Annotated in this window: 22 protein-coding genes; 16 read left to right on the forward strand and 6 right to left on the reverse strand. The window is 52.6% G+C overall.

The annotated features are described in order from the left end of the window. Positions 1 to 54: 54 nt before the first annotated feature. Positions 55 to 684: a hypothetical protein gene (locus PHF39_RS05310; protein ID WP_300221158.1), complete on the reverse strand. Its 630-nt coding sequence runs from the start codon at positions 682 to 684 to the stop codon at positions 55 to 57. A 116-nt stretch (positions 685 to 800) separates the two neighbouring features. On the opposite strand from PHF39_RS05310, the gene PHF39_RS05315 reads away from it, so the two are divergent. From PHF39_RS05315 to PHF39_RS05325, 3 genes are all read left to right on the forward strand, one after another. Next, positions 801 to 1,250 carry a hypothetical protein gene (locus PHF39_RS05315; RefSeq protein WP_300221161.1) on the forward strand — a complete coding sequence of 150 codons (450 nt, stop codon included), beginning with the start codon at positions 801 to 803 and terminating at the stop codon, positions 1,248 to 1,250. 112 nt (positions 1,251 to 1,362) lie between these two features. Continuing rightward, positions 1,363 to 2,673, forward strand: a complete 1,311-nt coding sequence (locus PHF39_RS05320) for a zinc-ribbon domain-containing protein (protein ID WP_300221164.1) — start codon at positions 1,363 to 1,365, stop codon at positions 2,671 to 2,673. Between the two features lie 153 nt (positions 2,674 to 2,826). Then, complete coding sequence (locus PHF39_RS05325; protein ID WP_300221167.1) at positions 2,827 to 3,459, forward strand: PH domain-containing protein; 633 nt, start codon at positions 2,827 to 2,829, stop codon at positions 3,457 to 3,459. A 5-nt stretch (positions 3,460 to 3,464) separates the two neighbouring features. Here PHF39_RS05325 and PHF39_RS05330 read toward each other — a convergent pair whose 3' ends face one another. Continuing rightward, positions 3,465 to 4,382: a DUF4349 domain-containing protein gene (locus tag PHF39_RS05330; protein WP_300221170.1), complete on the reverse strand. Its 918-nt coding sequence runs from the start codon at positions 4,380 to 4,382 to the stop codon at positions 3,465 to 3,467. Between the two features lie 224 nt (positions 4,383 to 4,606). Here PHF39_RS05330 and PHF39_RS05335 point away from each other — a divergent pair, with 224 nt between their 5' ends. The 4 genes from PHF39_RS05335 to PHF39_RS05350 all read left to right on the forward strand — a co-directional run bounded on the left by PHF39_RS05335 (position 4,607) and on the right by PHF39_RS05350 (position 8,648). Further along, a complete protein-coding gene (locus PHF39_RS05335) occupies positions 4,607 to 5,224 on the forward strand; it encodes a HEAT repeat domain-containing protein (protein WP_300221174.1) in 618 nt (205 codons plus the stop codon). A gap of 230 nt (positions 5,225 to 5,454) precedes the next feature. Continuing rightward, the gene (locus PHF39_RS05340) at positions 5,455 to 7,602 is read left to right on the forward strand and encodes a PAS domain-containing protein (protein ID WP_300221177.1); all 2,148 of its coding nucleotides are present in this window, start codon (positions 5,455 to 5,457) and stop codon (positions 7,600 to 7,602) included. 145 nt (positions 7,603 to 7,747) lie between these two features. After that, complete coding sequence (locus PHF39_RS05345; RefSeq protein WP_300221180.1) at positions 7,748 to 8,365, forward strand: superoxide dismutase; 618 nt, start codon at positions 7,748 to 7,750, stop codon at positions 8,363 to 8,365. A 136-nt stretch (positions 8,366 to 8,501) separates the two neighbouring features. Further along, positions 8,502 to 8,648, forward strand: a complete 147-nt coding sequence (locus tag PHF39_RS05350) for a hypothetical protein (protein ID WP_300221183.1) — start codon at positions 8,502 to 8,504, stop codon at positions 8,646 to 8,648. 81 nt (positions 8,649 to 8,729) lie between these two features. Here PHF39_RS05350 and PHF39_RS05355 read toward each other — a convergent pair whose 3' ends face one another. Continuing rightward, complete coding sequence (locus PHF39_RS05355) at positions 8,730 to 9,281, reverse strand: NYN domain-containing protein (RefSeq protein WP_015285191.1); 552 nt, start codon at positions 9,279 to 9,281, stop codon at positions 8,730 to 8,732. A 428-nt stretch (positions 9,282 to 9,709) separates the two neighbouring features. On the opposite strand from PHF39_RS05355, the gene PHF39_RS05360 reads away from it, so the two are divergent. Next, positions 9,710 to 10,336 carry an ArsR family transcriptional regulator gene (locus PHF39_RS05360; RefSeq protein ID WP_300221187.1) on the forward strand — a complete coding sequence of 209 codons (627 nt, stop codon included), beginning with the start codon at positions 9,710 to 9,712 and terminating at the stop codon, positions 10,334 to 10,336. Next, positions 10,326 to 10,745, forward strand: a complete 420-nt coding sequence (locus tag PHF39_RS05365; protein WP_300221190.1) for a hypothetical protein — start codon at positions 10,326 to 10,328, stop codon at positions 10,743 to 10,745. The genes PHF39_RS05360 and PHF39_RS05365 overlap by 11 nt, the downstream gene beginning before the upstream one ends. A gap of 260 nt (positions 10,746 to 11,005) precedes the next feature. On the opposite strand, the gene nrdD is transcribed toward PHF39_RS05365, so the two are convergent. Together nrdD and PHF39_RS05375 are read right to left on the reverse strand one after the other, a co-directional pair. Beyond that, positions 11,006 to 13,192 carry an anaerobic ribonucleoside-triphosphate reductase gene (nrdD, locus tag PHF39_RS05370; RefSeq protein WP_300221193.1) on the reverse strand — a complete coding sequence of 729 codons (2,187 nt, stop codon included), beginning with the start codon at positions 13,190 to 13,192 and terminating at the stop codon, positions 11,006 to 11,008. After that, positions 13,189 to 13,458 carry a glutaredoxin family protein gene (locus tag PHF39_RS05375; protein WP_300221195.1) on the reverse strand — a complete coding sequence of 90 codons (270 nt, stop codon included), beginning with the start codon at positions 13,456 to 13,458 and terminating at the stop codon, positions 13,189 to 13,191. Before PHF39_RS05375 ends, nrdD begins: the two co-directional genes overlap by 4 nt. 137 nt (positions 13,459 to 13,595) lie before the next feature. Here PHF39_RS05375 and thpR point away from each other — a divergent pair, with 137 nt between their 5' ends. After that, the gene (gene thpR, locus PHF39_RS05380; protein ID WP_300221199.1) at positions 13,596 to 14,135 is read left to right on the forward strand and encodes an RNA 2',3'-cyclic phosphodiesterase; all 540 of its coding nucleotides are present in this window, start codon (positions 13,596 to 13,598) and stop codon (positions 14,133 to 14,135) included. After that, positions 14,129 to 15,511 (forward strand): CCA tRNA nucleotidyltransferase, encoded by a 1,383-nt coding sequence (gene cca, locus PHF39_RS05385; protein WP_300221412.1) that lies wholly within the window; start codon positions 14,129 to 14,131, stop codon positions 15,509 to 15,511. Before thpR ends, cca begins: the two co-directional genes overlap by 7 nt. A 239-nt stretch (positions 15,512 to 15,750) precedes the next feature. On the opposite strand, the gene PHF39_RS05390 is transcribed toward cca, so the two are convergent. After that, positions 15,751 to 16,749: a DUF3883 domain-containing protein gene (locus tag PHF39_RS05390; RefSeq protein WP_300221202.1), complete on the reverse strand. Its 999-nt coding sequence runs from the start codon at positions 16,747 to 16,749 to the stop codon at positions 15,751 to 15,753. Between the two features lie 603 nt (positions 16,750 to 17,352). Here PHF39_RS05390 and PHF39_RS05395 point away from each other — a divergent pair. The 5 genes from PHF39_RS05395 (at position 17,353) to glnA (ending at position 26,363) form a co-directional block, all read left to right on the forward strand. Then, positions 17,353 to 17,877: a hypothetical protein gene (locus tag PHF39_RS05395; RefSeq protein ID WP_300221205.1), complete on the forward strand. Its 525-nt coding sequence runs from the start codon at positions 17,353 to 17,355 to the stop codon at positions 17,875 to 17,877. A 731-nt stretch (positions 17,878 to 18,608) separates the two neighbouring features. Beyond that, the gene (locus tag PHF39_RS05400; RefSeq protein WP_300221207.1) at positions 18,609 to 20,735 is read left to right on the forward strand and encodes a M3 family metallopeptidase; all 2,127 of its coding nucleotides are present in this window, start codon (positions 18,609 to 18,611) and stop codon (positions 20,733 to 20,735) included. Between the two features lie 495 nt (positions 20,736 to 21,230). Beyond that, positions 21,231 to 22,817, forward strand: a complete 1,587-nt coding sequence (locus tag PHF39_RS05405) for a TIGR03768 family metallophosphoesterase (RefSeq protein WP_300221210.1) — start codon at positions 21,231 to 21,233, stop codon at positions 22,815 to 22,817. Between the two features lie 875 nt (positions 22,818 to 23,692). Then, positions 23,693 to 24,694, forward strand: a complete 1,002-nt coding sequence (locus PHF39_RS05410; protein ID WP_300221213.1) for a competence protein CoiA family protein — start codon at positions 23,693 to 23,695, stop codon at positions 24,692 to 24,694. 331 nt (positions 24,695 to 25,025) lie between these two features. After that, positions 25,026 to 26,363, forward strand: a complete 1,338-nt coding sequence (gene glnA, locus PHF39_RS05415; RefSeq protein ID WP_300221216.1) for a type I glutamate--ammonia ligase — start codon at positions 25,026 to 25,028, stop codon at positions 26,361 to 26,363. The last annotated feature ends 24 nt before the right edge of the window (positions 26,364 to 26,387 follow it).

The raw sequence follows: 26,387 nt of genomic DNA on the forward strand, positions 1-26,387 counted from the left end.
CCCTGATGTACAGTCAGGGAGGGCGTGGTAAAAAAGGGATCGAAGTGTGCCGGTTCACCGGATTTTATCAGCCGCCGTGGCTGCAAGTGATTTTAAGAGTTCATAGTCCGTACTGGTGCCGGCCAGTGCAATCTTTTCGTACACGTTCTTTTTTGTGAAGATCACTGTATAGGTGACAACGGGAGTTATTCCGGAAGTGCTGACCTCGCGCCACGCGATGCTTCGGTCTCCTGTCTGCGGGAACGGCACCTGGTAGTCCGTCCGGCTGTCCTCTTCAGGAAGCAGTTTCTCTTTTTTTAGCGAGTACACGTCCCTGACGGTTTTCAGGGGATACACCGCAATCTCCTGGGTGATCATCGTGATATCATTCAGGTCCGTGTCCATGCGGTAGTAGGTGACCTCGTATCCCTGCTGCCAGCCCAGGTCCCGGTACACCTGTCCCGCACTGGCATAGGATGTGAACGTCCGGTCTTTCAGGCGATAGTCAGAAGGGAGGTCTTCTTTACTGAGTGCCAGGTCAGAAAGAGGTACCGATGCCACCGGGCTCTCGGGAGCAGGAGTGGGGACTGGTGTTACCAGGGTCTGGACTACCACGGGCGCCGGGACCTCGGCAACGCAACCGGCAGAGACAAGAAGGCAGATCAGGCCTGCCGGCAGAAACCACAGCCGGGAAGGTAATCCCATAGCGTACTCCATGGAAGAAGGGGTTTAAATTATTGGTGGATGCCCCGGGTTCAATGCATAATTGCGCAAGCGCTATTATGCCGGGCCGCAGAAACCTTGCTTGGAGAGGAGTACAGATGCCTTCAGCCAGTATTGCCATGCTTGACAAAGACCACCATATCCATATGGTCCCTGCAGAGCGGGTTCTTATGATGAGTATCGAGCATTCCGCGGCGAGAAAAATCGATAACGAGCGGTTCGAGATCGAATGCCAACTCAGGCTCTCGGTCGAGACGTTCCCCCACCCGTTTTCAGACGTTATCCGGTTTACGTTTGCTGCAACTACAGTACCAGACCAGAAGATGATGACCGAGATAACGTTTGTCCAGAACCATATAATAAAGTCCATCTTTGACAAGAACCTTGCCGGGGATATGACGGTCTGCGCCCCGGACGATCCCCGTTCCAGCGAGATCGGCATCACCATCTCGTCAGAGATCAAGGCACAGATGGCGGCTTCAAAGCAGTTCCGGGAAGTCCTTGCACGGAACGGTGCCCTGCCGGAATCTGTGGTCTTCACGCTGTAACAGGGCGGTCCGTGTACAGCGGGGGTTATGCGAAACGCGCATCCCGATAAATATCTTTTTCCCGTGTCAGGTCGAACAACTAGCATCCAGAAAAAACTTCAGGCGTGATTGTATGGGCGATCCAGAACTTTACCGTGGTGAACAGGTCCTGTTGAGGACACCGGGGGTGCACGTCAAGTCGATCCCGTTTGAGGGCATCCTCACCAACATGCGTATCATTCTCGTTGACCGTGCGAAGAACATCCTCCCGACAAGGGAGGTCGCATACGACATGATCATGGAGGCCGAGATTGGAGAGAACGCGATTGGCGACGAGATCCTTACCCTTACCGTCCAGACTGCAACCGGCGAGAACCGCCAGATGATCCTGACCTTCCCGCAGCGGCAGGGCGGCACCCGGTCACGCGAGCGTGATGAATGGGTACGGATCATCCAGCAGGAGGTCTCCGCTGCCCGTAACGCAGCAGTGCACGACGCGGTCACCGCCCCGCAGACTGTTTCAGTGAGACGGAGTGCCCCGGCAGAAGCGTACGAGAGCCCGGCCCCGGAAGATCCTGCGGGGGCATCACCTGACGAGATCGTATACTGCACGAAATGCGGGAACCGTGTTCTTACCGATTCCGCGTTCTGCAACAAGTGCGGCACGCCCATTGTCGCACCTGCCCCGGCTTCCCGGCAGGCACCCCCGCCAGCCCGGTCACCTGCCTATGAAAAAGCCGCGGCAGGTGTTCCCATGGACTCCCCGCGATCATCACAGCCCCCGGCGGCCAGCCCCGCCACACCCCCGCAGAAGCCGGCAAAGAAGGGATTCTTATCCGGTATCCTGGGTGGAGGGAAGAAGAAGGCAGCACCCCGGCCGGCAGTTCCTGCACCGGCAAGGAGACCCCGGCGAAGCATGATGCCGGGAAAGAACGTCATCATGGGGGGAATCATCGTCATTGTCCTCATCGTGCTGCTTGCAGCAGCTGCATTTGTTGTCCTGCCGATGCTCTCGTCCGGTCCTTCTTCTGAAGGAGAGCCCACGACACCGGGTGAACCTGTGGCAGGAGAGACACCATCGGGCAGCAGCGCTGCTGAACCATCCAGGCCTCTGAGCAACACCGGTGTAGCCTCCATCACGGTAAAGGAGACCACTGCTCCCACCGTTCCCGTCTCCGGTGTGTGGGTTATGATTAATTACATTGGCAGTTACAAGGGGACATACGGGATGTCATCGGATCTCCAGAAACTGGAAGATTCCGGTTCCCGGCTCTATGAAGTAGTGAATGCAACAGGAACCGTCCAGGCCGATGTTGAGAAGAAGGACAGTTCCACAAAACACGAGCTCTCGGTTGCGATCTACAAGGACGGGGCACTCCTGAAAAGCGACGCCACCAAGGAATCCTACGGGAAGGTAAGCATCTCTGCCGATGCCGGAAGTTAACGTGCGGCCCTTCCGGTAGTGGCAAGTGCATCAACAACCATTTCACCACCCTCTTTTTGACAAACGCAATGCCGGGAATAAAAAACTCCCTCGCGCTCTGTTCATTCTCCCCATCTTTTATCCTGAGGAGATCAATACTCCTGCGGTGATACTATGACCACACCCGATCTGTTTCCCCGGAAGGTCCCTTTCAAACCTTCACCGGCATTTGTTCCCTGGTTTATAATCGATTTCATCCTCTTCCTTGGTCTCATTGCCTGCTGTACAGTCCTCCCCATGGTCCTGGCAGCCGGCCCGGAGATCGATCCTGTCGTCACAGGCGCAGTTCTTGTTGGATTCCTTATCATCACCGTCCTCTTTATTGCCTGGACCCGGCTCTATTACGCCACCATGGAGTACGAACTTCACGACGACGAGATGCGCTGGCGCCGTGGCGTCTGGTTCCGGACAACCGGGATCGTTCCCTATAACCGGATCACGAACCTCGACCTGAAACAGGGCCCGGTCATGCGCTGGCTGGGGATCTCCACGATCTCCATCCAGACCGCGGGGTATTCAGGCCAGGCGGTTCCCGAGATCCGGATCGAGGCCATCGAACATGCAGAAGAACTCCGGGAGATCCTCCGCGGCTCTGTCCGTGCGTGCAGTGGCACAAACGACGGCACGGGGACCGGCGCGAATGTTTCTTTGGCTCCCGGATCTCCGGTTGCAACAACCGGCACAAGCATCCTGATCCTGGACGAACTCAAACGGATCCGCCAGCTGCTGGAACAGCAAAAAAGATAATTGTTTTATTGTTTCTTTTCAAGGATTTGGGCAGCCGGTCCTTTCCTTTTTTTCTGCCATGTGTAGATCCAGTACCCGATCGCGCCGATGATAACAAGCGGGAGGAGCGTGAAGAAGAGAACGATCAACGCGTCGATCATTCCGAGGAACCCGTCAATCCCTTCATTGATTGCTGACACGAAATCATGGCCTGCCTGCCCGCCAACCGGTTCAGGCTCCTGGAGATAGACCGTGATGGTTGAGAGATCGATCCTGCTGTCGAGATAATTCAGCCGGCCATTGAGCCGGTCAAGTTCGGTCTGAACCCGGTCGATCTGTTCCTGCACCTTGATGATGTCCTCAACCCGGGTGCTCTGTTTCATGATCGCATTGTACTGCGCGAGCTGGTTGGTGTACGAAGCCTTCCGTGCCTCGAGATCGACATACTGCTCGGTCACGTCCTGTCCGCTCGTGGATATCGACTTGAGCGTTCCGAGGCCTTTTACCCCTTCAATAGCTGTATCGAATGATGCCTGGGGAATACGAATGGTCACCGTTCCCGTGAGCTGGTTCTGATAATTCTTACGGATGCTTGTCGATGAGAGGTATCCCCCGCTGGACGTTGCAAGGGACTTGAGCGATTCTGCGGCCCCGGTAACATCCCTGACCTCCACGGTCATATCAGCGGTCTTGATGATCTTTGTCTCGACTGTGGCGGAATCCGCGCCGTAATTACCCGAGGTAGGTGCAGGCATGGGGGTTGCGGCCACAGATCCACTGATTTTCTGTGGTGTGCCGCCCCATCCGTTGTCATAGACCACCTCGGTCCGTACACTGTCCTGCGATGTTGTATACCCGGAGGCTTGGGTGCGGAGTCCTGTACAGCCCGCTGCAGCGGCAACGGCAATGCAGATGATCAGGAGCACGATGACTTTCTGGTTCATACTAGTCCATCGTGGCAGAAAATATAAAAACCCGCCGTATACTGCGATTTTTTTGGCACTTATGGAGAAATCCTGTACCAGGTAATGGCATATTTATTGTTTGGTATCGCTGCGTCTCAAAATGATGTATCTTCATCGTACCTGTCCCTGGATTACCTGTCGCTTCTCCCAGTTCAGTCACGGCATTTTTTATACATCGACAGGCGATACTTCAATGATGCAGTATGACAAATGATCAACCCATGGAAGAGAATGCACCAAAGAAACCGGAGAACGCTCTCCAGCTCGAAGCGCTGGGACTCGAAGACCTTGCGCGGGAACTCCGCAACAACACCGATCCCCTCGTGCGGCAGTACGCTGCCTATCTCCTGGGAAAGGCCCACAATCCCTACGCCATCCAGCCGCTTATCGAAGCCCTTGCGGATTTTGACAAATCTGTCCGGGAGCAGGCGACCCTTGCACTTTCAAGGATTGGAAAGGCTGCAATAGAGCCCCTTGCCGAAGTCATGCATGAGCCAAAGTGGCAGACCCGGTACCGCGCTGCCGAAGCTCTTGGCAGGATTGCAGACGAAAATGCGGTAAAACCCCTCATCCAGGCACTGAAGGACAACCGTGACCACGTGCGCTACATGGCGGCAAAGGGCCTGAAGCAACTGGGGGACTCCAATGCAATCGAGCCCATGGTCATCCTCCTCAAAGACGAGAACCCGTACGTGAAGATGATGGCTGTCAGAGCACTCGGCACCATTGGCGGAGATAAAGCATCCGATGCGCTGAAGGCTGCGCTGGCGGAAGAGAAAGACGAGAAGATCCGAAAAGCAATTACTGAAGCGCTCCAATAATTCATCCGGGGTCCTTATGACCATTGGTGCATGCACCACGTAAAACTAAAAAGATCTCTTTTTTATTATCGTAAATGATATGAAAAATGACTGGATCGCGACCGTACGGGATCATGGACAGATAATCCCGTTCCTGCCCGAAGTTCAGGCACCCGGCCGCTATTCTATCCTTTCAGCTCCGGCGCGGACCGGGTTGCTGTCTGGAGCATACCAGAAAGCGAGTGGCTCGAATGGTTAAAGAAAAAAGTTCCCGGAGATCGAACCGGTCTTTTTCCTTTTATATCCTCATCTTCATGGTCCTTTTGATCGTCTGTATTGTCGGCCTTCTCACCGTCAATGCTTATGTCTTCACAAGAGAGAACTTCGACCGTGAATACCAGAACCTGGAGAGCCAGACGGAATGGAATGTTGTCGAGGCATTACGTCTGACCGACACCGCGACAACGATCCTCGATGACAGCCTGAACGACAAGATGCGGGACGGGCTCAACAAGGTCAATGTCGAGTATGAGCGTGTCAATGGCGATCCCTCACAGATGAATCTTACCGCGCTGAAAGCAGCACTGGGGACCGGGTATGATATCTATATCATTGATGAGAATGGCGTGATTGTCGAGACAACGTACCTGCCTGAAGTTGGCCAGGACTTCCGGTCCATCCCCTACTTTTACCAGTACCTGACAAAGATCCGGAATGCGGAAGGATTCTTTCCCGATCGCGTTGTCCATGAGCTTCTCGGGGCAGGGCAGTACCGGAAATACGCGTACATGCCTACGGCTGACCACAGGTATGTACTTGAACTCGGGCTTGGCGGGGAGTCCTTTGATGCTGTCAACGATGCACTGGACGATCACAAAAATGTGAAAAAAATCATCATGTCTAATCCGTATGTCGAGGATTTCACCACCTTCAATACGCTTGGTTTGCGTGTCAGCAACAATACAGCTCCCCCCGAACCGGTAAAGAGCCAGCTTGCGGAAGTGATCCGCACGCGGGCGAACCTTGAGATTGTCGATACGGCGAATTCACGGACAACGCATTACCTGTTCATCGATCTCCATGACACCCTGTACGGGTCGGATCCCAGCAGGATCGTGATGATCACGTATAATACACAGTTGATCGAGGATGCTCTCAACAACCTGCTGATCTATCACATCGTTGTTGCGCTGATCGCAATCATCACCGGCTGTATTATGGCATTTTTCCTTTCCCGGCACATGACCCAGCCAATCCAGGCTATTGTCGAAGATGTTGACATCATTGCCCGGGGCAACCTCAACCACCGGATCCGTGAGACAAGAAACATCGAGTTTGCGATTCTTGAAAATGGTATCAACACCATGGTCGATTCGCTCAAAGCCGCGTTCCAGAAGATGAAGGATGACGAGATCTTCCAGAACGAGATGATCGATCAACTCCCGGTGGCCATCTTCATCACCCGGGCTTCTGACGGGAAATATATTTTCTGGAATAAGATGAGCGAGAACCTGTTTGGGATCCCTGCATCAGAGACCCTCGGGAAGACCGATGCGGAGCTCTTCTCTCCTGACGTTGTCACCGCGATCCAGGAGGAGAACAGCGGGATCTTCTCCCGCCCCGGAGAAGTCCGCAATAAAATTATTTCAAAACGGGACAACGGCGGAACGATCATCCACATGATCATTGTCCCGGTCTTTGACTCGCACGGGACTCCCCAGTATCTCCTGGGGATCTCTGAGGATGTCAGCCAGCAGAACATCAACCTCAAGATGGACCTCCTCTTTTCCATAACGCGGCACGACATTCTCGACAACCTGTCGGTTATCATGAACCATCTCGAACGGGCCCAGCTCAAGAACACGCACGAGGAGATGCAGCAGTTCTTTGACAAGACGGTCGGGTCTATCGAGTCCATCCGCAACCAGATCGCGTACATGAGAGCGCTCCAGGAACTGGGTTTCATCTCTCCCAAATGGCAGCGGGTGGAGCAGGCGTTCCGCGATGCGGTTCTCCTCCTGCCACAACATCGTGCATCCATCAAAACGGAAGCGCGGGAAGTGGAGATCTTTGCCGATCCCCTTCTGCCGCGTGTCTTTTTCAACCTGCTGGAGAATTCTCTTCGCAACACTACCCTTGCCAAACCGGAGATCACCCTGTTCACGAAGAGGGAACCCGATGATCTGCTCATCGTATATGCCGATAATGGCTACTCGATCCCGGCAGACGTAAAAGAGAAGATCTTCGAAGGGGGCGTTGACACCGGCCCAATACGGAGCCTCTTCCTTATCCGCGAGCTGCTCGGGTTCACCGGAATTACGATACGGGAAACCGGGACTCCAAAAACCGGGGTCCGGTTCGAGATCCGGGTGCCAAAGGGGAAATACCGCTTCCTGTAAGTGTCAGCATGTTCAGATTTAATGGAAGAGCACCCCGGGCTTATCATACCCACGGCGGAGTTTGCGCGGGGACTCTGCAGCAATGCAATGACTCAAATACGTGGATTGGGATACTATCCACAGACCCCCTTCTGGAGGAACTTTTATGGAATCAAAACTCTATACCCTGCCGAAACTGCCGTATGATTACAAGGCACTGGCGCCGTATATGTCGGAGGAACAGCTCACCCTGCACCACACCAAGCACCACCAGGCGTACGTGACCGGTGCGAATGCTATCTTCGAAAAGCTGGACAAGGCACGGAAGGAGAAAACGGACCTTGACATGAAAGCCACGTTAAAGGAGCTCTCGTTCCATATCGCGGGCTTCCGTCTCCACAACCTCTTCTGGGAGAACCTTGCGCCCGCGGGAAAGGGCGGGGGCGGCGTCCCGAAAGGTGAACTTGCCAAAGCGATCGATGGTGAGTTCGGCAGCTTCGACCGGTTCAAAAAGGAGTTCACGCAGGCCGCATCCAGCGCTGAGGGATCCGGGTGGGCTGTACTGACCCATTGCATGAAAACCAACCGGCTCATTATCATGCAGGTGGAGAAGCACAACGTGAACCTTGTCCCCGGGTTCCGGATTCTCATGGCCCTCGATGTCTGGGAGCACGCATACTATGTCGATTACAAAAATGACCGTGCGAAATTCATCGAAGGGTTCTGGAATATCGTGAAGTGGGATTCTGTGAATGCACGCTATATCAGCCACATAAAGAAATGATCGCGGTTGCCCTGCAACCCGACCGTTCAGGATCAATTCCCCTCTTTTTTTCATTGAACCTGCAGGTTCCCTGATCGTACCCGCAGGATTTTTACAATTAATATCCTGTTTGCCCCAACACTCACGCGATACATCCATGTCAGATGGCTATTCAATCCGGAGATATCGCCGCAGGACCTCCCTGGGATCAGCGGAGACCAACCGGTGGCGCAGTTCTGTCCTGATGGCGGTCATGGCCCTCGCAGGCATGGCCGGAATCCTGCTCGCGGTGCTCTGTGCCTGAAAAGAGATGGTTCTGGTGCATCTTAGTGACTTTTAGTGTTTGCACTATCGTTGGTGCAAAACGAGATGTGAAGATTGAAAATTAATGAAAGGCCACAGATTCCAATATTTGTCTCGTAATTAAAATTTTATCATCGGCTGCTGTGAGTAATTCATCATGAACAGAAAAATCAGAATAATAGAGTTTTACAAGAACGCCAGCATCTTTTGCAGTTTGAATGGCAGGAACAAAATCGCTATCACCTGCAATTAGGATTGCAGTTCCAATATTTCTTGTCCAACTCAATTGTGCCAAATCTACAGCCAGTAAAACATCCATCCTTTTTTGTCTGAAATCAACTTCCCCACGCTCGTTATAATATTTTTGTAATCTTCCCAACTTAATTTGGAATCTTGATAGTTGTTCTAATCTGTGGAGAAATTTGCTCATATTTGCGTATTTTTGTTTTTCAATTTCAGTTGGGGGAGAACTTTGGTAGGGCATACAATTGTAATAATATGTTCGTAATCTTTCACAATCTCCACACACCAAATCTGAAAATTTTTCATAATCTATTCTACGGCCGGGTAAAACAGCAAGAAGGAGTTTGTTTAGATATCCACCATCGATTAGAACAACAGCTCTACCATTCAAAAAAAACCACCAATTAATGAATTACTATCGTTCCAAAAGGGACGATAGCGATTATAATGATTATAGATATAGACGAATTCAATATATCAAATTATCGCATTATCAATACAATGAATTGTCAATGACCAATTGATCGAGTGAAAAAGAATTTGTTTTGATTTTGTCGCCAACCCAATCATAAATATCCATCGATTCCCTGTTAAACCAATCTTAATACGGACCATCTTTGCCGATGTCAAGTGATTTTCATTATTTTTTTAAGAGAATCTAATCAATCACTACTTCACATTGATCTTATATTGATGGATTAAAAATAGTGTTGAGTCACGCCGCACACCTCGCCACGTTTCACGTCATGAAGTCACGAGGATGCACCAGAACCAAAGAGATCGAATTTTAAATAGGAATCACACTAACATAATGTAAACATGAATGAGGCTCTTGAGGTAGCACGGCTTCTTGATATCCTGGGAAACCGCAACCGGAGGCGCATTATCGAGCTGCTCCGCCAGAAGCCCTGCTTTGTCACCGAGATCTCAGAGACCCTGATGCTCTCCCCTAAGGCGGTCATCGACCATCTCCAGATGATGGAGCGCGAGGCTATCCTTTCCTGCGAGATGGATGACCGGCGGAGAAAGTACTATTACCTTGCCAACGACATCTTAATCGACATCAGTCTCAAGGAATTGCGCATCGCTGTTCCTCGTCCGGACCCCGAAACAATAAAAAACGACCAGCTGAAAAAGTCTGTCGCCATGCTGGCACGGATGATCCAGGCGCATGACCAGATCCTTGCCAGTCTTGAGCAGGTCAACCATGACATCGAGAGCAAGATCAACGACCTTGCCCAGATCCATAAGGATATATTCGAAAGCGATGGAGAGATCAGTGTTGTGATCGCCCTGTCCCACCAGCCGCTCACCCTTGCAGAGCTCGAACAGGCCACGGAACTTCCCCGGTCGCGCCTTGTCGGGATCATAAAACAGTTTGAACGGAAGGGTATTGCAAAAAAGGAGAAAGACCGGTATATTCTTGGAGGTGTCTATGCAGAATAACCCGGGCGGGCCCTATGATGATGTCTTTAACAACCTTGCACGGATCGTGGAAGATATCGTGAAGAGCATGCCCGAGAGCCAGCATGCCCGCATCATCGGGTACACGATCATCACCCGCCAGGCTGACAGCGGAGATCCGGAAGTATTCCGGCTGAATAGTCCTGAGGATGATGGGGAGGTCCCGTACGAAGTTGTCGAGACCGACAACGAGCTGTTCATAACCGCCGAACTCCCCAGCGACCTGAAGAATGCCCCGTTTGCGGATATCGAAACCCAGTGCGTACGGATCATTGCCGATGACCGGATTACAACCATCATGCTCGATGGACCGATTGACCGTATCCACAGTTATTACCGTGTCCACCGCGGGATCATGGACATCTCGTTAAGAAAGATCCGGCATCTCTGATCTCTTTTTTTTCAGGCTTGCATTTATCGAATGATCCTGAGAGGCTTCCGTTTTGGCAAATGATAAAAAAATTGCTCTATTGAAATGATTATTCATACGATAGGGGCTGATGCCCCCATACCCCCGGTTGTGATGAACGGCTGCCGAAGTCGAAGAACGCATCCGCGTTCTTCTCATCCTCCTGGTTTTTCAAACCAGTCGGAGGCGCAAAGGGGGGCAATCATAACAGGGGGATATGGAAATCTACTGAGCTAAAAAAGTTAAACTTTCACCGGGAAATCGGACGGCGTCGCGTGGCTGACCGGTTTCTTGCCGGACTTCATCTCGTGGAACTGCCGGAGCGCGACTGTAATGTCCCGGGTAAATGCGAAGTACCCGATCTGGGTGTTGCGGCAGAGTCTCATTGCCATGTCCATGAGGCCCCGGGGGTCCGGCCGTGCTTCGCCAAGCCAGATGTGGAAGATGTTGCCGCCGTCCACAATCGGGAAGAAGACATGCTCGATATCCATGCGCTTTGTCAGGGGCACGTTCGCCCCGGGGGCAACATGGGTGCCGTTCGTGTAATAGATCGGCAGGTCGCGGACCTTGCCCAGTTTTGGCAGGCTGTAGTCCAAATCTCCCTTGATCACCTTTACGGCAGCGTCATGGTACCGGCGGTCGAGAAGATCGGCCACTGCGAACCGCTGGCCGGTTGTTTCTGCCGGGGTGCGGGCAAGGGCGATCGTCATGTTGTTCTTCTGCGAGAGCTCGCGGCCATAGAGTTCCATCTCGGTCATGGCCCGGATGGCAAGCTTGAATGCCTCCTTTGACTCGTGGAGCTGCTTGCCGGTATGGTGCTGGACCATCTCGTTGACACCGACGACACCGATCGTGTACACCAGCCCCTCAAGATCGACTGCAAGGGCGCCCCGCTCCCCGGTGTTCGGGTCCTTCGGGCGCTGCATGGCAAACGGCATCCGGCTGTTGGACCGGATCAAATCCATCCAGCGCCGCTTGATCTTGAAGATCTCGACCGAGACATCCATGAGCTTCTTCAGCTCGGCAAAGAGGCGTGCGTCATCTCCCTCCGCCTTGTACGCTGCACGCGGGCAGTTGACCGAGACGACCTGCCATGATCCCATCGAGAAATGGCGGCCGTTCTCGAAGAAAAGTTTCTTGTCAAAGTCCGAGTCCTCGTCCGCCACCGCGGAGAACTGGTAAGCGCAGCACTGGTAACAGGAGATCCCTTTGCCGGCGCCGCGGTAGGCCGGGAGCTGGTTGTCGTAATACGGTGTTCCGAACTTCGAGGCCAGCTCGAAGGTCATGAGGTAGAGGTCCTGGTACGTGGGGAGTTCGGGGTGTTTTTTGTTGAACTCCTCGCGTTCCTGCATGAAGTCGGGCTCGATGGAGATCTCGGGCTTGGGGAAGTTGAAGGGCTTGCCCCAGTAGTCGCCTCCGAGCATAACTTCCATCAGGGCCTTGAAGAGGAGCCGCACTTCCCGCTCGAACTCGCCATACGTCCGGTGCGGTGCGGCCGATCCGTCCCAGACCTTTCCCTTGTAGATGCAGGGCTTGTCCTGCCAGAGGGTCGGGACACCGGGAGAGAGCTGGATGGACGAGAAGACCAGCTGGCCGCCCCGGGCAACCATCATCTGGGTCATCTCGTATACGAACATCTGGACCATCTGCTTGATCTCCTCGTACTCCATCCCTTCCATGTACGGGGCAAGGAACGTGAGGAAATTATAGTAGCCCTGGCCGCCGGCAAAGTTCGTCTGGGCGGACCCGAGGGCCTTCACCGCATGGAGGATAGCGACCTCGGCACGCTTGGCCGGGCCGGCAACCGATGCCTTGGTGCCGTTGCCATCCGGCATCAGGCCGTAATAGAGGAAGTAGCGCAGGTCCCAGTCCTGGCAGAAGGGCCGCGTGCCGAAGTATTCGAGGTCATGGATGTGCATCTCGCCCGAGAGGTGGTGGTCGGCAAGGGAGGGGGGCAGCTGGAGGAGGTATTGTTCTTTCGAGATCTTGTCTGCCTTCTTCTTGTGGGAGGTCTCCGCATTCTCCTGCAGGTTCGCGTTGTCGTGGGCTTCGAACCCTTTCCCCACATCGATCAAGTGAGCGTCGAAGACCGGCGTACCGACACGGGTCGAGACGTTCCGGTACTGGACCATGCCGCGTTCAAGGAGAGTGATGTTGACGATCTCGCGGATGAGCGGGCCGGAGAGAGACTTGAGCCCCATGTTCTTGATTTTGTGTTCGACATCGAGGGCGATCTCCTGCGCGGTCTCCTCTGAAGCACCTTTGTACCCGTAGAAGGTCTCGACAAGCTTTGTCTCTTCCACGATCTGGCGGACGATGCGGCTCCGGTCCCATTCAACGATATGCCCGTCGGTCGTCCTGACCGGGGGGAGGGAAGGAGTATACTCGCCAAAGATGGTCTGCTGGCGGGTCTCCTGCCGGCTCATCATTCACCCGCGATCAGCTGGCTGAGGTGCTCGTTGTCGAGTTTTCCCGCAGGAAAGAGGTCGGCCGAGGTGAAAAAATCCTCGCTCTTCTGGAGCACCGGGGCCTCGTTCACGAACACCCCGTTCACCCGCAGTTCGGTCAGCGACTCGGCAGTTGACAGGTCGCGCTCGATATAGGGATATCCCCCGGTCTTCAAAAATGACTTGAGGAGTTCGCAATTCGGGCAGTGCTCAAGCGTGTATACGATCAATTGTGGAGAATCCGTCACAAAAAACACCCTCAACTCTGTTAATGATCCATTAGGTGGTATGTGAATAAAAAAATCATGGTTTGCGAAGCATTTCCCGGCTGCCCGCGACACCGGGCGATTACCCTTATCAGGGAATTGGAACAATAACTACCGTAATGGTCAGGACGTTTGTCGCGCTGGAGCTCTCCGAAACAGTACGCGGGCAGCTGAAGGAGGCCCAGGATGTACTGCGGGCCAGTTCGTCCCGGCTTACGTTTGTCGACCCGTCCCTCATCCACATCACCGTGAAGTTTCTGGGCGAAGTGGATGACAAGATGCTCGTGCGAATCAAAGATGCCCTGAAGCTGGTACCGTTTCAGCCATTTCCCGTTTCAGCCGGGAACGTGACCGTGAACAACCCGAAACGTCCGCATACCGTCTGGTGTGCGATCGATGACAAGGGGAATGGCGAACGGCTCCTCTCCCTTGTCGAGGATGCCCTCTCCCCTATGGGATTTCCCCGCGAGAGCCGGAAGTTCACCCCCCATGCAACGGTGGCACGGGTGAAGTATTCCGATCCTTCGCTCTTCGCGGCCCTCGACCAGCTCAAAGGCCGGAGCTATGGAGAATGTATGGTCAGCGGCCTGAAACTCAAGAAGAGCACCCTGACCCCCCGGGGCCCGGTGTACGAGGACCTGCTGGAGGTGAACTGGTGACCCGGAGTTCTCTGGAAGAGACCGTGCTTGCCGGCCTGCGCCCCTCGCAGGAAGAGAAGGACCATGTCTGCGGGATTGGCCAGCGGATCTTGGAGAAGATCCGGCAGAGCGGCAAGGCCGAGGGGATGGTCGTGGGATCGATCGCCCGGCACACGTGGGTGAAGGGAGACCGCGACCTCGATGTCTTCATGCTGTTCGATCCCTCCCTGACCCGGGAACAACTCGAAACCGAAGGGCTGGCACTGGCACGGAGCATTGCAGCGGCGTTCACCGACAACTACCACGAGAAGTATGCTGAGCACCCGTACATCAACGCCACGATCGAAGACGTTGACGTGGACCTGGTCCCCTGCTACAAGGTGGAGAGCGCTTCACGGATCCAGAGCGCTGTTGACCGGACGCCGTTCCATACGCGGTACATCACGGATAAGATCAACGGGTTGATCGACGATGTCCTCCTCCTCAAGCGTTTCGCCAAGGCCGGCGGGATCTATGGCTCCGACCAGATGACGGAGGGATTCTCCGGGTATCTCTGCGAGCTCCTCGTCCTGCATTACGGGGGCTTCACCCCTCTCCTGAAGGCCGCTGCCGAATGGAAGCCCCGGACCCTGATCGATGTGGAGAACCATGTGGCCAAGGAGTTTAACGAACCGCTTGTCATGATCGATCCGGTCGACCCGAAGCGGAATGTCGCAGCCGCGGTCTCGGTCGATCGCATGGCCGAGTTCGTGGAGCTGGCACGGGGATACCTTGAGTCGCCATCGGCGGCGTTCTTTGAGATGCCGGTGAGTTGTGCCATAACGCGTTCCACGCTGGAAGACCTGCTCCGGGATCGCGGGACGAAGTTGTACTCCCTGACCTTCCGGACACCTCCCTATATCGAGGAGATCGTTGTCCCCCAGCTGAAGCGGAGCACCATCGGGATTGCCGAACATCTGGAACGGAACGGGTTCTCCGTGCACCATGCCCACTATCACATGGGGCTGGAGGAGTGCATGATTCTCATCGAACTGCTGGTGGATGATCTCCCCGCGATCCGGAGCCATGCCGGCCCCCCTGTCTGGAACCGGGTGAATGCGGAAAAGTTCCGGACCAAGTATCTCTCGGCCGATCTCCCCGGGCCGTTCATCAGCGGCGGGAGGTACGAGACCGAAGTGCCCCGGGAGTTCCGCCATGCCGGCGACCTGCTCCGCTCCGAAGGGATGCAGCAGGTGAGCCACGGGAAACATATCCGGCTCGCGATGGAGAACGGATGGCAGGTCAGGGAAGGCGGGGACTGTTGGAGCCCGGCGTTCTCCGCCTTCATCGCGGTTTTCTTCAACCGGCGCTCGCCGCTCGTGCGCCATGCGGCAGGGGCGTGTCTGCCGGAGCGGTGAACGGTTTACTCAGTCTACAGATTGGAGACTGTCGGAAAAGGATAATCTCTCTCTCTGGATGCAGATCGGTTTAGATTTGCCGTAGATCTGGAGAAACTTAGCGCCCTTATCACGCTTACAACAGGGATGGGTCAAATCCTCGTAACAACATTCTTTTACTGATGATGCAATGGATTAGTTTCTCGGAAGGTGGATCTGTTTCAGTATGCGTGACTCATCCAGTGCCGTTGGAAATATTTTTAAATTGTGTTCTTTCTAGTTCTTTTAACAATTGAAAATGGAACAAATGCCTTATACTCAGACGGATGTAAGTAATCACAGTTGAGGTCTTTACCTGAAATGAATCTAACTTTTGGGTTTGTCTCTCCTGCATTAACGACAAAATACAAGAAATAATTTTTTGTACTTTGACTTCGTTGCCATTGATTTTCTGAAATAAAAAATGAATAACAGCCATTGGTTACTTGAACAGCCTTTACCTCAATTTTCCTTTCAGAACCATCTTCATTATAGGATAAAATATCATATCCAAAGTCAGGATTAGAGGAGATTGTAGGATCGATTTTTTTTGCTAATTCAGGTTTTTTTGCTTTAACCAATCTTTTTATCTCAGCATGATACACGATAAATTCAGCACGGGCACCTAAAGTCGCCCTTGCTTTATTACGGCTGTCAAAATCGATTTGTTTTGATCTGCCATTTTCTCCATCTTTTAGACTTGTTTTTTCCTTTTTCTGGCGTGCCTTATCAATTGAAAGTGGTTCGGGTATTGGGATCTTGATGTCCGATTCGGAAGGTAGTGAAAGTTCAATTAGCGTAGTTCTGTCTTCTTCCAATGATTTCTCTAGATCTTGAGTTTTACGTTTAGTGCTGCATCGACCGAATATATTTTCAAACGCTGTCACTAATTCAGGTCGCAATATCCATGGAAAACGGCCATCTTTTTCATATCCTAAAAAAGGAACATGCCACCATCGAGGCTTTCCGTTTTTCCCCAAGGGAGTTCGCGCACGTGTCTCTTTGATTACGCGTTTACTAAACCGACTGATTTGTAAATTAATTGGCCCATGATGTGTATACGATGTCATTGGTACAATTTCTGAAGCTCGAATCTCATGATTTGGGCTTTCATATACTATTTTTAAAATCTTCATATCTTGTTCTGTGGTCACATCGTTGTTAGTAAGCAGTTCAGTCCAAGCATCAGCATTTATATCCAAAGGATCGTTATAAAACATCAGATTTCACACCATACTTACCAAAAATATTTTTTTATATATCATCAATATTTTGATTTATTTCGCAACCTTTCAACGCTACCAAAATGATTCATCCGGATTTATTTGTCACATATTCTTCGGATCAAAGAACATCAATGTCGGGTCCATAGCTGAGATTCGAGATGGGTATTCCATCTTTATAACACCAGACTGTGAAATTGAAGTCTAAATTGAAGTTGCGATTCTTCCCCCTCCTCGCTACGCTCGGAGTCGCTCGGGCGCGGCGCCTGTCGGGCCCTCGCTGGGCAAGGGACTGTATGCAAATTCTCGTACAGGTAAGTGCGTAGCGCAAAAGTCGGCAGACCTTTTGCGCGTTGGCCTCACAAATTTTATTTTTGTTTTCAAAATTCCGAAAAAATCCTGAAAAGTTATCTCTCAAAAAATTTTGATAAACATTTTCCAAAATTTTTCCTACAAAATTTTTTAAAAAATTTCACAAAAGATTCAACCCAACCTCCCCCATCCTCTCAAAATATATACATGAATTAAAATAACAAAAAGTACATCAAAACAGGAGATGCACCTTATCGAAGAAAAAATACTAAACATGGAGGCTACCTAATGTCCCGCGGCCGGTTCCCGGCAAAAGCGCTCGCAGCCGCGATGGAGATTGCGGTGAAACGGGGACTCGTCCGGATGTACGAACGCGGGCCGGGCAGCCTCGCCACGTTTGCGATCGTTCGCCCGGGGTTGCTTGCCGAGGTCCGGGTCAAACGGTTGCGGCGGATGGATTGCACGAGTGCGTCGCTCAATCGCGATGCAGCGCAGGAGATCGCGGGCCTGAAAATGTACCCGTCCTGCCCACAGATCTCCCGCGAGCTCTGGGTTGTCTCGCAGGATTATTTCATCCGCTTCTTCCGGATCATGGACAACGGGATCCTTGAGTTGAGAAATGATGGCGAGCCCCTGCCGGCCGGTGCCGTGGTGCGGCCTGACCAGATCCCGGGGCCGGTGCGGTTCCTCCGGCGCCGGAGAAGGGAGTTAAGTGGGATGGCGAAAACCCGGAAGCTGCCCCCGTCTGAGGCTGTCGTCTCCCGAGAATCCGGTTCACAATCGAAGAGCCCTTCGGACTGTTCGAAGACCTGACTGTCTTCTCATCTCTCAGGTCTGGTGACCTTCGAGTTCTCCAGCTCCAGGTCGGATGACCTGTCGCACATCGCAGAGCCCTTCGGACTGTTCGAAGACCTGACTGTCTTCTCATCTCTCAGGTCTGGTGACCTTCGAGTTCTCCAGCTCCTGGTCAGATGACCTGTCGCACATTGAAGAGCCCTTCGGACTGTTCGAAGACCTGACTGTCTTCTCATCTCTCAGGTCTGGTGACCTTCGAGTTCTCCAGCTCCAGGTCAGATGACCTGTCGCACATTGAAGAGCTCATCGGACACCACACATGCTCCAGGTCAAATGACTAGCTGCACGTCGGAGACCGATCCTCAGGAGAGCACTCCTTCATCCTGAAAACCGTTTTCTCAAATCGAGCGTATTTCTTCAATCGAGGGCTATTTTGACCCCCTTTGATTTTCCAGTGATTTTTCAGGAACCGTGAAACTGACTTATTCACATGGATCACCTGACATAAACTCCCGGAAACGCTCATTTTGGACTCCGATTTCGAGGGTTTTACGTCGGCAGGCCCAAATTGCGCTAATAGAACCCTAATAGATCGCAAAAGTCGGTACCGATCGGGCTATAGTGGGGGTATTTCGGCGCCCGGATCACCGGATCCGGGGCTCCCAACAAAAAGATCACCGAAGGGATACCCGGGTCCCACCCCCCGGATCTTTTATCGTCCGTTATAGCGCAGGTAGTACTGATCGTCCATGCAGACAGACCTCCGGAACATCCTGAATTATTCTCTTGCTGCAAGCGCTGTTACGCTCATTATCGCGCTCTTACTCATCGCAGGGTGTCTCCAGACCGGTACGCCGGCAGGCATCCCGGCACAGAATGGCACGGGACCGGCAGCGCCGATCCCTGCCCGGTATGGGGCCGGGGAAATTACCCGGCTTAATCACGAAGCGGAAAAAACCGCCACTGCCTCGCTCGACGCGATCGCTGCCCTTCCCCCAAAAGAACGTACGGTCGACAACACCCTCCTTGCGTACGACCGGGTGATCTCGGATTACAACGATGCCGTCGGACCCCTCATCCTCATGCGGTATGTGTACCCGGATCCTGCCATAGCCGCGGAAGGCAGCAAGGCTGCAACATCCTCCCAAATCTTCCTCAACGGGGTAACGACCCGGCGCGACCTGTACGATGCGCTGAAGGGCCCGGTGCCACGGACCCCCGATGAATCCCGGCTCTACAACGAAACCCTCCGGGAGTTCGAGCACAACGGGCTTGCACTTCCCGATGACCGGCTCGCAAAGGTCAGGGCACTGCGGGCAGACCTGAGTGCGCTTGAATCGCAGTACATGTACAACCTGAACAACGACAACTCCACGCTTGAGTTCACGTCGGAGGAACTGCGGGGCGTCCCGCCTGCAACGATTGCCGGCTTTAAACAGACACCGCAGGGAACGTATCTCGTCACCACGAAATACCCGGATTACACGGCTGTGATGGCGAACGCTGAACCGGGCCAGACCCGGAAGAAGATGTACGCTGCCTACTATAACCGGCAGGCAGAGGCGAACACCCCCCTGCTTGAACAGGCGATCGTTCTCCGCCAGCAGGCTGCACAGGAGCTCGGGTACGCCACGTGGGCCGACTTCCGGCTGGACGGGCGGATGGCAAAAAGCACCGCGAGTGCCATGACGTTCCTCACGTCCTTACAGAAACCCCTGCGGGAGAAGACCGCCTTGGAATTTTCCGATCTCCTCGCGATCAAGAACGAGATCGATCCCGGGGCAACGGCGCTCGATCCCTGGGATATTGCATACCTGCAGGAGATCCAGAAGAAACGGCAGTATAGGTACAGCGACGAGGAGGTGCGGCAATACTTCCCGATGGACAACGCACTTGCGGGCATGTTCTCGATCTATGGTAACCTCTTTGGCATCCGGTTCGATGAGGTGAAGGGTGCCCCGGTCTGGTCGCCCGAGGTGCGCCTGTTCGCTGTAAGGAACCTCTCCGACAACGCCACGGTCGGGTACCTGTATCTCGATCTTTATCCCCGTGATGGGAAGGACGGGTGGTTCTCCGAGTCAGAGGTTATCAAAGGAAGAGAGACCAATGGGTCATACACGGTCCCGGTTGTGGCCATTGTTGCAAATTTCCAGGCCCCGTCGGGGGACCGGCCCTCGCTTTTGACCCCGTATGATCTGGAGACGCTCTTCCATGAAGGCGGGCATGCCATGCACAGCCTTCTCACGACGGCGCCCTATGGTACGATGTCCGGGACCAGCGTTGAGTGGGATTTCGTCGAAACCCCCTCGCAGGCCCTTGAGGAGTGGGTCTGGGACCCGCAGGTGCTGGAATCCCTGTCAGGCCACTATACCAATACGTCCCGCAGGATCCCCCCGGACCTCCGCGACCGGGTCATTGCCGCACATAAAGCCACGATGGGAAGTAAGTACAGCAGCCGGATGGAGAAATCCCTGGAGGACATGCGCTTCCACACGGCTTCTGGGCCGGTCAACGTGACCGGCATATGGTACCAGACGTACGAGGAAGTGTGGGGCATACCTCCGCTCGCAGGTACGCACCAGCCGGCATCGTTCGACCATGTCATGGACGCGTACGATGCAGGGTATTACAGTTATCTCTGGGCGAAAGTGTACGCCCTGAATATCGCTGACAGGTTCAGCCAGGACGGGATGACCAACCAGACCACCGGCATGAAATTCCGGCAGGAGATCCTTGCCCGTGGCAACATGGAGGACGGCAGCGTTCTCCTGAACAATTTCCTTGGGCATGAGCCCGGGACGGAGGCGTTGTACCGCCAGATCGGGATCACCCGGCCGCAGACCGGGTCCGGGGCCGAAGGACCTCCTCGTTTTTAAAAATAAAAAAAAATTTGCATTCAACCGGGTTGATGTAAAAAACCGGATCGCGATCGGGCGGGACCGGTTACGTTCGCTAAAAGACCCGGTAAAACTTTTTGCAGTAACGTCTTGGGAAATTTTTTTTAACAAGGTCTGGTTGTTCCGGATTTGTTTTTTTAACCAGGGTCGTGATCGCGCCAAAAATTTTTGAGCAAAGTCTGAATAAATTTTTCACGCATGGTCTGCTGAAAAAAATATGAGCAGGGTCTGCCCGGAAAATTTTCGAGTAAGGAAGGCACGGCGGATCTTTGCCTGTACACGGGGGACAGGATAGTTTTAATCCAAGAGTTTTCAAACGTTAGCCCTATGAAAGGAGCGCTGAAGATCGGAATCATCCTGACGTGTTTTTTTGTTGCTGTAATCGGGGGATCGCTGGTTTTCTTACAAACCGGGATCCCTGGAGGGGAGTATCCGATAAATTCCACCGTCTCTACAACGATTGAGCGGACCATCATGCCGGTACCTGTGCCTCCCGGTGCACCGGCTCTTCTCCCGCACCAGGTCCCAGACTACTCCGCCAATGGATATGGCCAGTGGCGGTTTGGCGAGGGGCTTGGTTATGAGAAACGACTGGACCTGATGCCCGCGGAATATTCCGCAAGCGACGTTGTTCCCGCTGCGCGGCTTCTTAATTATTTTGTCATGACCGATATCCACATCACGGACAAAGAATCTCCGGGGCAGGTGATCTATTATGGCTATAAGTGGGGGATGATCTCCGGATATTCTCCGGTAATGCTGTATTCAACCCATGTTCTTGATGCCGCAGTCCGGACGGTAAACGTCCTTCACGAGGAAAAACCGTTTGACTTTGGTATTTTTCTGGGAGACGCGATCAACAGCGGCCAGTACAACGAACTCCGGTGGTATATCGATGTGCTTGACGGCAAAACGGTAAAACCCGATTCCGGGGTGATGGACGATCCCGTTCCCGGGCCGCTCAATGATTACCAGGACCGGTTCAAGGCAGCCGGTCTGAATGCATCGATTCCCTGGTACCAGGCAATCGGCAACCACGATCATTTCTGGATGGGATTGTTCCCGCCGGACAATTACATCAAAAGTACCCTTACCGGTAATTCCATCCTCAACATGGGCAATGTCCTCACCAGCAAACTCCGGATACAAAGCCGTGGTTATTATATGGGGGCTGTCGATGGGCGGACTCCCTATGGGGACATTACCGGTGCAGGGAATGTAAGCGAATTTCCGGACGGGCCTCCCACCGTACCTGCGGATCCTGATCGACGGTTCCTTTCACGAAACGAATGGATCAGTGAATTTTTCCGTACCTCATCGGGCCCGGCAGGACATGGTTTCAGCCAGTCTGACATAACAACGGGATTTGCCTGTTATTCGTTCGAACCGGCATCGGATGTACCGGTCAAGGTCATTGTACTCGATGATACCATGAAAGACGAAAATATGCCGGATGGCTCCAGCAACGGATTTGGGTCGCTGGATAAGGAACGGTATGCGTGGCTGGTCCATGAACTCGATGCGGGCCAGGCTGAAGGAAAGCTCATGATCATTGCAGCACACACACCGGTGGGTGTGGAACTGCCAGAGACCGGCCTGGGATCGTTGATGGCCTGGGACAAATATGCGGCCGTATCCGATACGGACCTGGTGGCAAAACTTCATACCTATCCCAATCTTCTCCTCTGGATCGCGGGGCATCGTCACCAGAACACCATCACCGCGTTTACATCCCCGGATGCAGCCCATCCTGAACTCGGCTTCTGGGAGGTTGAGACGGCATCGTTACGCGAGTTCCCCCAGCAGTTCCGCACCTTTGAGATTGTCCGCAACAGCGACAATACGGTCTCTATCTTTGCAACCGATGTTGATCCGTCTGTCAGTGAAGGGACTCCTGCTGCCCTGTCACGGTCCTATGCAATCGCGGCTCACCAGATATTCAATCTCACGACCGATCCCAGTCCGTCCGGTTCGTACAATGCAGAACTGGTCAAGCAGCTCAGTCCGGAGATGCAGGTGAAGCTCCAGAACTACGGGACTCCGGCAGGCAGGCAGCGCTGAGGGTGGCAGCGAGCCGGGCCGGATTTTTTTTTCGAGCCGCTGCCGGCCGGGACCGTGGTGCGGCCCGACCAGGTGCCGGGGCCGGTGCGGTACCTCCGGCGCCGCAGACGGGAGCTGGCTGGGAAGGTAAAGACCCGGAATCTGCCCGTGGCTGAGGAGGCAACCCTCCAGCCGGAGGTGCAGTCTCCGACGGAGAAGGACCCTCAAGGGAGTACCCACACTCTTTAAAATCCGTTTTCTCAAATTGGGCGTATTTCTTCAATCGGGGGTTATTTTGGCCCCTTTTATTTTCACCGCGATTTTTCCATAATAGTGAACCTGACATATTCACCTGGATCACCTGACATAAACTTCCGGAAACGCTCATTTTAGGCTCCGATTTTGAGGGTTTTACGACGGCAGGCCCAAATTGCGCTAATAGAACCCTAACAGATCTCAAAAGTCACCTGCGATCGGGCTATGGGGAGGGTATTCGGGCGGCTGGATCGATGGATCCGGGTGTCCGGGAAGGTTTTTACTGACAATATATTATTATGAAAATACGATATCTCCCCCTCCCCGCTTATGCAGGGAGTCGCTCGGGGGGCTCGTCGCCCCCTCGCTGGGCAACGGCCCGAACGCAACCAAGAATACCAGTAAGTGAGTTGCGCAATGTCGAGACTCATCTGAGTCGAGACACGAGAAGAATTGCAGGGCAATTCTTCGAAGAGTCGGCAGACCTTTTGTGCGTGGGCCTCACCATTTTATTTTTGTTTTCTAAATTCCGGAAAAACCGGAAAAAATTTCTCTAAAAAATTCTGGTAAACATTTTTGGGATTTTTTTTGAAAAATGAATTTGTGAAATATTTTCATGTAAAAACAATCATTAGAAATTAATGCGTTGGGCATTATCTGAAGATAATGAATTGATTGAAGCCACGACTCGTGGCATTGTAGGTTATTGTCCCCTATGTAGTGCGAAGGTTATTTCTCGTCCCGGAAAAATCAGAAACCCTCATTGGGCTCATAAATCTGGAAGGGACTGTGATTCATGGGGGGAGGAAACACCTTGGCATTATCAATGGAAAAATGAAGTTGATAAAAAATTTCATGAAAAAACTGTCGAAAAAAACGGTATTAAACATAGAGCCGATATTCAATTAGAATCCGGCATTACTTTTGAATTTCAAAAAAAATCATTAAAGATTGAAGAACGGAAGGCACGTGAGGAGTTTTACAATAATCTGATATGGGTAATCTATTTTGAAAATGGTAAAATATTGCAAACAGATATCAGAAAAATGTATCAACCTACATTAGGCGACTCACTAATCGAAGTAAAAGGTTTCAGTGAACGATTTCTGTTTCCTCCGCATCCAAGCCCAATTTTTTTGGATTTTAACGATGGTCAGATGTTTTGGATAAGAGAATTTGATGAATATTGTTTCGGACAAATAACAAGGATGTACGGAAGATTCCTAAAAAAAACTGAATTTATCGATCGTTATTTACTGGATCCTAATTTTTCTGACATTGAAGAATTAAAAATTGCACATTACCATAGAGATTACGAAGTGAAACAAAAAGAATTGTTTTCCGTTAAAAACGAATTACGTGAATTACAAGAGGAATATAGCATTCTAATGCTGCAAAAACAAAAAGAGGAGCGCCTCGCATTGCAGCAAAAAGAGTCTGATGAACGTAGTCAAAAAGCACAAAAGAAATTTGATGACTATAATCGAACAAGAAGAGAGATCATTGAATCTATTAACCAAATAAAAAATATTGATTCTTGGGGTCTTTCAACAGAATTAAATGATGAATTAATCGCACTTGAAAATAAGTTAAAACAATATATGATAAAAGAATGTCACGATGATTTGTTCTGGTGTGAATAATTGAAAGGATATTAATTGAGGTTTTCTGCTATTATCAACTGATAATTTCCCATCAGCCCCAATGAGATCAGGTCATGCAACTCGGATATCTAATCGCAGCGCATCAAACTGCAATCCCGGGTAGCTCGGAAAAACAGAACCCCATGGAAGCCCCTCGCTCCCTGATCGATCGTTCTCTTACCGGCCAGCACCCGCCTTTTTTACGCTTTCCACCACACATATTATGAGAATAGAAACTGATTCAGTACTGTCGATCACTTCCTTATGGGCATTGAATTATTTATCGGGATGAGCAGCACCACGGGGAAACAGATCATCATGGTAGGTGAACATGTCGTCTAACAAACCAGCAGCGGTAACGAAAATCCTCAAAAGGATTGAGGTGGACAAGGTAAAATTCATCCGGCTCCAGTTCACGGATATCCAGGGCCAGCCGAAAAATGTTGCGATTCCGGCGATCCAGGCAGAGAAAGCGCTGACCGAAGGCATCTGGTTCGATGGGTCCTCCATCGAGGGTTTTGCCCGGGTTGAGGAATCCGACATGATCCTCAAGCCGGACATGGCAAGTTACGCCGTACTGCCCTGGAGGCAGGGCGATGCAAAGGTTGCGCGATTCATCTGCGATATCCAGACGTACGGGAATAAGCCCTTTGAAGGCGATCCGCGATATGCGCTCCATAAGGCGATTGCCGAAGCTGCCAAGATGGGGTTCACGTTCAATACCGGCCCCGAACTCGAGTTCTTCCTGTTCCGGATGGTCAATGGTCTCCCTACCACCGAGTTCGAGGACCACGGGGATTACTTTGACCTTGCACCCACCGATTCGGCAGAGGATGTCCGCCGCGATGTCGTTCTCGCGCTCAGCGATATGGGGTTCGAGATCGAGGCATCGCACCACGAGGTTGCAGACAGCCAGCACGAGATCGACTTTAAGTATGGTGATGCCCTGACCACTGCTGACCGGGTCATTACATTCAAGTTTGCGACAAAATCCATCGCGTTACAGTATGGACTCCATGCTTCCTTCATGGCAAAACCCATTGCCGGGATTGCCGGGAGCGGGATGCACACCCACGGATCCCTTTGGAAGAACGGGAAAAATGCATTCTATGACCCGAACGCAGAACTCCAGCTCTCGGACACTGCGATGTATTACATCGGGGGCATCTTAAAGCACGCAAAGGCCATCACCCGCCTTGCAAATCCGACCATCAACTCGTACAAACGCCTGGTTCCCGGGTACGAGGCCCCGTGTTATATCTCGTGGAGCGCGGCAAACCGCACGGCGCTTGTCCGTGTCCCGGCTGCCCGCGGCAACAGCACCCGTGCCGAGTTCCGGAGTCCTGATCCCATGTGCAACCCGTACCTGATGTTTGCTGCAATGCTTTCCGCGGGTCTCGACGGGATCAAAAACAAGATCATGCCCCCGGAGATGAGAAACTCCAACATCTACCACATGGATGAGAAGACGCGGAAGAAGAACAAGATCGATATGCTGCCCGGAAGCCTCATGGAGTCCAATGCCGCGCTTGTGAAAGACGATGTGCTCTGTAAAATTCTTGGCGAACACATTGTCTCGAACCTGACACGCATTGCGGAAATGGAGACCGAGTCCTTCAACCTTGCCGTCCATCCGTGGGAACTGGACCGGTACCTGGCAACCTACTGATTTTTCCCCCACTCTGTAAAGATG

Source organism: Methanoregula sp., assembly GCF_028712425.1.
Classification (GTDB): Archaea; Halobacteriota; Methanomicrobia; order Methanomicrobiales; family Methanospirillaceae; genus Methanoregula.